General features: G+C 52.8%; 7 protein-coding genes. All 7 read right to left on the reverse strand.

Features of this window, described 5'->3' with window-relative positions; translation table 11 throughout:
- The coding region (gene fabZ / locus KH813_RS05680; protein WP_303994363.1) for a 3-hydroxyacyl-ACP dehydratase FabZ at positions 1-209 on the reverse strand (209 nt) is incomplete at its 3' end.
- Entirely contained in the window at positions 206-1,054 is an 849-nt protein-coding gene (lpxC, locus tag KH813_RS05685) for a UDP-3-O-acyl-N-acetylglucosamine deacetylase (RefSeq protein ID WP_159822339.1), read from the reverse strand. The genes fabZ and lpxC, both read right to left, overlap by 4 nt.
- Before the next feature lie 122 nt (positions 1,055-1,176).
- The gene (locus KH813_RS05690; RefSeq protein WP_303994367.1) at positions 1,177-2,427 is read right to left on the reverse strand and encodes a pyridoxal phosphate-dependent aminotransferase; all 1,251 of its coding nucleotides are present in this window, start codon (positions 2,425-2,427) and stop codon (positions 1,177-1,179) included.
- A 154-nt stretch (positions 2,428-2,581) separates the two neighbouring features.
- Positions 2,582-4,366, reverse strand: a complete 1,785-nt coding sequence (locus KH813_RS05695; RefSeq protein WP_303994369.1) for an ATP-binding protein — start codon at positions 4,364-4,366, stop codon at positions 2,582-2,584.
- Positions 4,363-5,046 carry a response regulator transcription factor gene (locus KH813_RS05700; RefSeq protein ID WP_024047940.1) on the reverse strand — a complete coding sequence of 228 codons (684 nt, stop codon included), beginning with the start codon at positions 5,044-5,046 and terminating at the stop codon, positions 4,363-4,365. The genes KH813_RS05695 and KH813_RS05700 overlap by 4 nt, the downstream gene beginning before the upstream one ends.
- Positions 5,047-5,052: 6 nt before the next feature.
- Positions 5,053-5,694: a PhoU domain-containing protein gene (locus KH813_RS05705; RefSeq protein WP_024047941.1), complete on the reverse strand. Its 642-nt coding sequence runs from the start codon at positions 5,692-5,694 to the stop codon at positions 5,053-5,055.
- 43 nt (positions 5,695-5,737) lie between these two features.
- Positions 5,738-6,493 carry a phosphate ABC transporter ATP-binding protein PstB gene (pstB, locus tag KH813_RS05710; protein ID WP_024047942.1) on the reverse strand — a complete coding sequence of 252 codons (756 nt, stop codon included), beginning with the start codon at positions 6,491-6,493 and terminating at the stop codon, positions 5,738-5,740.
- Between the last annotated feature and the right edge of the window lie 102 nt (positions 6,494-6,595).

Here is a 6,595-nt window from a genome sequence, read left to right on the forward strand (position 1 = left end):
CCGGCGACTTGCGCCATGGCTTCACATAAAAGCACGCCCGGCATAATCGGATTTCCGGGAAAATGTCCTTGAAAATACGGATCGTTCATGGTCACATTTTTGATGCCGACAGCGCGTTTCATCGGTTCCAATTCTAACATACGATCCACCAGCAACATGGGGTAACGATGCGGCAAAATTTCCATAATTTCAGTAACTTCAAGCTTCATACCGGGTCCTCCTTTGCAACCGACTCGACTAAACGGCGAGCCAGCTCCGTATTCAGTTGATGACCGGACTTGCGCGCAATAATATGCGCTTTTAGCGGTCCCGCCAAGGCCAGATCACCGATCACATCGAGAATCTTATGGCGCACTACTTCGTCCGGGTACCGCAATTCGGAAAGCACTTCCGTCGGCGAATAGACAACGGCATTTTCCAGCGTTCCGCCGCGCCCCAGTCCCATCTTGCGCAGTTGCTCCAGCTCTTCCGTAAAACCGATCGTGCGCGCGCGCATAATGCTGTTACGGTAATTTTCCGTCGTGATTTCAATATCCATCGCCTGCAGCCGCAGTAACGGATGGTCTTCTTTTTCGGCCAGGAAAGTAACGCGAAAACCATCATACGGCAAGGCGACAATAAATCTGTCATTCGGCGTATCGTACACACCGACACTTTTTGTCACGGGTAAGTAGCGGCGCTCCGCGTCCTGCGTCACAATGCCCGCTTCGTCCAGCAGACCCACGAATACCGCCGCGCTGCCGTCGCCGACCGGCGGTTCCACCGAGTCCAGTTCCACGATGATATTATCGATCTCCAGCGCCCGAATCGCGCTCAGAACATGCTCGACGGTAGTCACCATGACCGCTCCGTTTTCAAGCGTCGTCGCCCGCATCGTATTCGTCACATAGCGAATCTGCGCGGCGACCGTATCGTTTTCCGAGATATCCGTGCGGCGAAACCGAATCCCGCTATCCGCCGGCGCGGGGACAAACGAAAGTCGCACCGGTTGCCCGGAGTGTAAACCGATCCCTGAGTAGGTCACTTTTTTGGCGATTGTCTGTTGTAAACTCATCCGGACTCCTTGCGTTGTAAATTTTAATAATTAACAAATTAGCCTATTTATTAAGTATAACGAAAAACAGTGTCAGAAACAAGTTTCAGGGCAAAGAAAAAGTTCCGCCGAAGCGGAACTTTTTACGCGTGTTCGACTTGCTCCCAGGCCGCTTTGAGTTTGGTCGCGATGCCCGGCATCTTGGCTTTGGTGACCGCGCACACCGCCAAACGCACACCGGCCTTCAACGGCACGGGGAAAATATTATCCCGGTTCATCAGCGCGCACACCGCTTTCGAATCACGGCTCGGCACGCTCAGGAAAAAGCCGGCGCGATACGGCAAAACCGGTAATTCCACCTCGGCCGCTTCCTGCATGAAGATCGCGGCGCGATCACGGATAAGCGCGAAATATTCCTCCTGTTCCGCTTGGAACTGTTGTAAAAGTTTCGCGTCCTGACTGATGGTGACCAGTGTTTGCATGCCGGCCCGATTGATATTCGACCAGGTCGCCCGACCGGTATATTGGTTGATGTCTCTGAACTCCTGCGCGATTTGCGGCGAAGACGTGATGCCGATCATCGCGCCGATACGCTGTCCGTACATGGTAAACCCTTTGGACATGCTGTAACAAACGACCACGAGCAAATTCTCCGGCAAGTTTTCAAAGTGACGGAAAAAGCTCCGCGACGTTTCTTCATCGCCCGCGAAATCCAGGTACGACACATCGACGAGAATGATCACATGCTTCTCCGGACGCGCCGCGACTTCTTTCAGCGTGCCCAATGCCTGCTGCCAGTCTTCGTCGGAAAGGCTGTAACCGGTCGGATTATGCGCCGGCGTGTTCAAAATCACGAGCACCTGATCCTGATGCGCCGCGATCGCTTCCACATGCTGCGCGAAATCGTCCTGGTTCCATTGCAGATCATCGGTAAACAGGCGGAAGGTGCGAAGTTTGCGACCGTTGTCATTGCAAAGCACGCTGTACGCGCCCCAGTACCAGTCGCTGGTCAACACTTCATCGCCCCATTCGGTGTAATTATGAATGGTGTTGTGAATGCCGCCGGTGCCGCCGGCCGTGGCCACCGCCGCGATCTCCGCCGCGGGTCGGTACGCGCCGAAGCAACGATTCTGCACTTCGGTAAGGAAATCCGGCAGGCCCGCGATCGGCGCGTATTGAATCACGTCACGCATCGAAAGGCCGCGGTATACTTTCTCTACCGTCGGCAGGCATACCAACTCTTCATTCTCGTCCAAAATCGCGCCGATGGTCGCGTTGGTTACTTTTTCTTTGCCGTATTTCTGCGCCGCTTTAACCGCCGCATCATTGGCACCGAAAATCACATCATTCGCCTTTTTTCCATAGGCTTGCGGTGCTGCTACACTTATCGCCATGACTATCCCTCGCTTCCTTCAAATTGTCTTTTATTATAGCACATTTGTCCGCATACGATTACCCGAAGCAGAGCAAAACGGGTCATGCGCGTTTGTTTTCAGACAATGCGTTTGGACACAGAAAAACAGCCGCCTCAGTAAGACGGCTGTTTGCTTATTTCGTTACGACATGGGAAACCGCGCCATCATCGGCCGCGCCGTCAGCGCGTTGCGCTTTTCCGGTTTCCGCTTCGTCGGGTTGCTTTTTCGGTAACGTTACCGTAATCGCGGTGCCTTCCTTCGGCTGACTCGCCAAGTCCAGCTCGCCGTGGTGCAAGGTAACGATATGTTTGACAATCGCCAAGCCCAGGCCGGAGCCGCCGGTCTCTTTCGAGCGGCTTTGTTCCACGCGATAAAAACGTTCGAAAATATAATTTTGCTGTTCAATGGGGATGCCGAGGCCGGTATCTTTCACCGTCAACGTAACGTTTTCTTCGCCGTCCCGGATGGTGACATCCACGCTGCCGCCTTCACGATTGTATTTGACCGCGTTATCCGCCAAATTCAAGACAAGCTCAAAAAGCAGGCGGGCATCGCCGAAGACATAACCCTGATCGCCGTGAACCCGCATCCGAATGTTCTTTTTCTCGGACTGCATTTCCAAAAGATCGGTCACCTGCTCGGCAATGTAATGAAGCGATACGTTTTGCCATTGATACGGTTCATTCGCCTCTTCAATGCGCGACAAACGCATGATGTTTTGAATGAGCCCCAGCAGACGATTCGATTCCTGAATCATCCGCCGCGCGAAGTTTTTGACCTCATCAGCATTATGATACATGCCGTTTAGAAGCAGTTCGGCGTAGCCGCGGATCGAGGTGAGCGGCGTATTCAATTCATGCGAAACATTCGCCGAAAATTCGCGACGACGTTGTTCCGCCAAGGCGGTTTCCGTCACATCGCGAACGACCAGCAGTACGGTAAAGTCATTATTACTGCTTTCCGTACGACGGGCGCGCACGCGATAAATCCGCTCGCACAAAGTCAGTTCGGTGGACGATTCGCCGGTTTTCATGGCGTCCTGAATACAGGTCAGCCACGCGGAGCTCTGATCCAGCGCGGCCGCGCTTTGCCCGTGCACATCGCCGTTCAATTGGAAAATCTTGGCGGTGACATCATTGTAGTCCAAGATCGATTGACCGCGATCCAGCAAAATGACGCCTTCCGTAAGCGTGTCCATCATGCGACGGGTGCGGTTGCGCTCGTCATTAATTTCATCAATATAATGCGAAATGTTTTCCTGCTGCGCACGTGTTCTCGCTAAAATGGGATCGAGTTCCGGCACGCCGAGCATATAAGGCACCGGTTGCCCCGAGATCATCGCATCGACCGCTTCCCCCGCCTGACGCAAAGGTTGCAAAAGATGCCGCGTCAAGTAACCGGCCAGGAAGAAGCAAGCGATCAGGATGACCGCCAGTACACCTAAAACGCCCGGTAACGCGCGTTGCATAATCGCCAATAAGCTGCCGCGATCCACCGCTGTGCGCAGGACGGAGCCGTCGTCCAAGCGCAGCGCATAGTACGAAGTTTCCCGCGCCAACGTACCGGATTCCCGGCGGCTCGCGCCTTCGCCATGGGCCAAGGCGGCCTTGACTTCTTCGCGTTCCAGATGATTTTCCATTTGGTCCGCGTTGTAAGCCGATTCAAAACGTACTTTGCCGGACGCATCGATCCAAGTTACGCGCGTCATGCCGTCAATACCGGCCACCGATGCCGCCAGCCAGTCGACCGGTACCGGTTGATTGTGCATGCCGTCCGCCAATACGGTCGTAACCTGTTGGAGATGCATTTCCGCTTCTTTACGGACGCCGGAATAGTAGAACCACATGCTTGCCAGTAAAGTCAACAGCACCGCTACGATGCTGATGCTTACCAACGCGGAGTAGATGCTTTTTTTCATCGTTCTTCACCCAGTTTGTAGCCGACACCGCGTATCGTTTGAATCATGCTTCCCGCGTCGCCAAGTTTTTGGCGCAAGCTCATAATATGCATGTCGACCGTACGACTTTCAATGAAATGCGTAATTTCCCAAACGTGTTCCATAATCTGTTCGCGAGAAAGAACGATTTCTTTATTCAGCAACAGGTACGCGAGCAATTCAAATTCCTTGGCCGTGAGCGTCACGTCTTCGCCGTCCACCTGCACGCGGTAGCGTTTACGATCCAAGCGAATCGGTCCGCATTCATACACATCACCTGCGAATGCGCGGTAGCCCTGGCGTCGTAATACGGCGCGCACGCGGGAAATCATTTCCATAATCCCGAACGGTTTGCGAATGTAATCGTCCGCGCCGATATCGAGACCGGTGATGACATCATATTCCGCGCTTTTGGCCGTCACTAAAATCACCATGACGCCGTCGTACGTCGCATGGCTCCGTAATTTGCGTAAAATGGTTAAGCCGTCGTCGCCGGGCAGCATAATATCGAGCAATATCAGATCCGGTACTTTTTCTTCCAGCGCCGCAAACAATTCTTCACCCGACTCGAATTTGCCGACTTCGTACTGCTGGCTCTCCAGCGCATACACCATGAGGTCACGAATATTTTCATCGTCTTCTACACAATAAATTAAGGCCATAGATTTTCACTCCCGCCGATCACCGATGGCAAATAAAACCCATTCCGCGGAGGACGCGGCGTGGTCGCCGATCTTCTCCAAGAATTTTCCCATCAACAATGCATCGGGCAGCAAGGGGTCCGGCGAGTCGCCTTCCCGCAATTCTTGAATGATTTCTTCGCGCAGCTTGCGAAACAGTTGATCGACAATGGCATCCCGATCAATCGTGCTCTGCGCCAGGTCCGTATCAAAGCGGACCAGCGAGCGCAAAGCGCTGTGCAACATGTCGCGTCCTTCGGCAAGCATATCTTCCAAAACATCCCACGCCGGGTCCGAGCGCATTTCGCTTTCATCGGCAAGCTCTACCAGCGCGCCGGCGAGTTCCCCGATACGTTTTACATGAGACGCCATTTTGAAGATCGCCGACACCAGTCGGAAATCAGACGCCAACGGCTGTTCACTTGCCAAAAGCCGCAAACAGTTTTCCTCCAGCTTGCGTTTGGCGGAAACGATACGACGCACGGCCTCATCGACTTCCTTGTACGGAACGCTGTCGCCGTCTTGGAAAATCGTCGATGCCATTTGTAACACATCGTCCGTCCAGCTGCCGACCGTAATGATGTCGTTACGCAACTCGTTGAGTTCGCGTTCTAATCGGATTCTGACCACAATATACCTCGCTTTTATTATACCAAGTCGAACGTTTTTCCGTTCAACCGAAACGTCCGGTTACATAATCTTCCGTGCGCTGTTCCTTGGGGTTCGTAAAGATGACATCCGTCGCATCTTTTTCAATGACTTCACCCAACAGGAAAAACGCCGTCGAGTCTGAGCAACGCGCCGCCTGTTGCATATTGTGCGTAACCAGGACGATGGTGTATTGCTGTTTCAATTCTTCAATCAGGTTTTCGATTTTCAATGTGGAAATCGGATCGAGCGCGGACGTCGGTTCATCCATGAGAATGACTTCGGGATCGACCGCAATCGCGCGGGCGATGCAAATACGTTGCTGTTGCCCGCCGGAAAGAGCGAGCGCGCTTTCATGCAGACGGTCACTGACTTCGTCCCAAATCGACGCCTGTTTCAAGCTTCGTTCCACCGTTTCATCCAAAATCGACTTCTTTTTGATTCCCATCGATTTCAGCGCAAACGTGATGTTATCATAAATGCTCATCGGAAACGGATTCGGTTTCTGGAATACCATCCCGATCTGTCGGCGCAGTTGATTGACATCGTCCACATCAAATACGTCTTGCCCGCGATACAGTACCTCACCGGTAATCCGGCAGCCTTCAATCAAATCATTCATACGGTTAAGAACACGCAAGAATGTCGACTTGCCGCAACCCGACGGTCCGATCAACGCGGTGATCGCACGCTCTTCAATCTCCATATTGACATTAAAGAGCGCTTGTTTTTCCCCATAATAGAGGTTTAAGTTGTTCACTTTAAAAGCCAAGTCGGACATCTATTTTCTCCATTTATTCATGACGAGCGAGGAGATCTCGTTCATCAAAACTACGACTACAATCAAGATAACGCCGGTGGCGTACGCTTTATCCGTGTGAAT

The sequence above is a fragment of the Negativicoccus succinicivorans genome (assembly GCF_018373335.1).
GTDB lineage: Bacteria > Bacillota > Negativicutes > Veillonellales > Negativicoccaceae > Negativicoccus > Negativicoccus succinicivorans_A.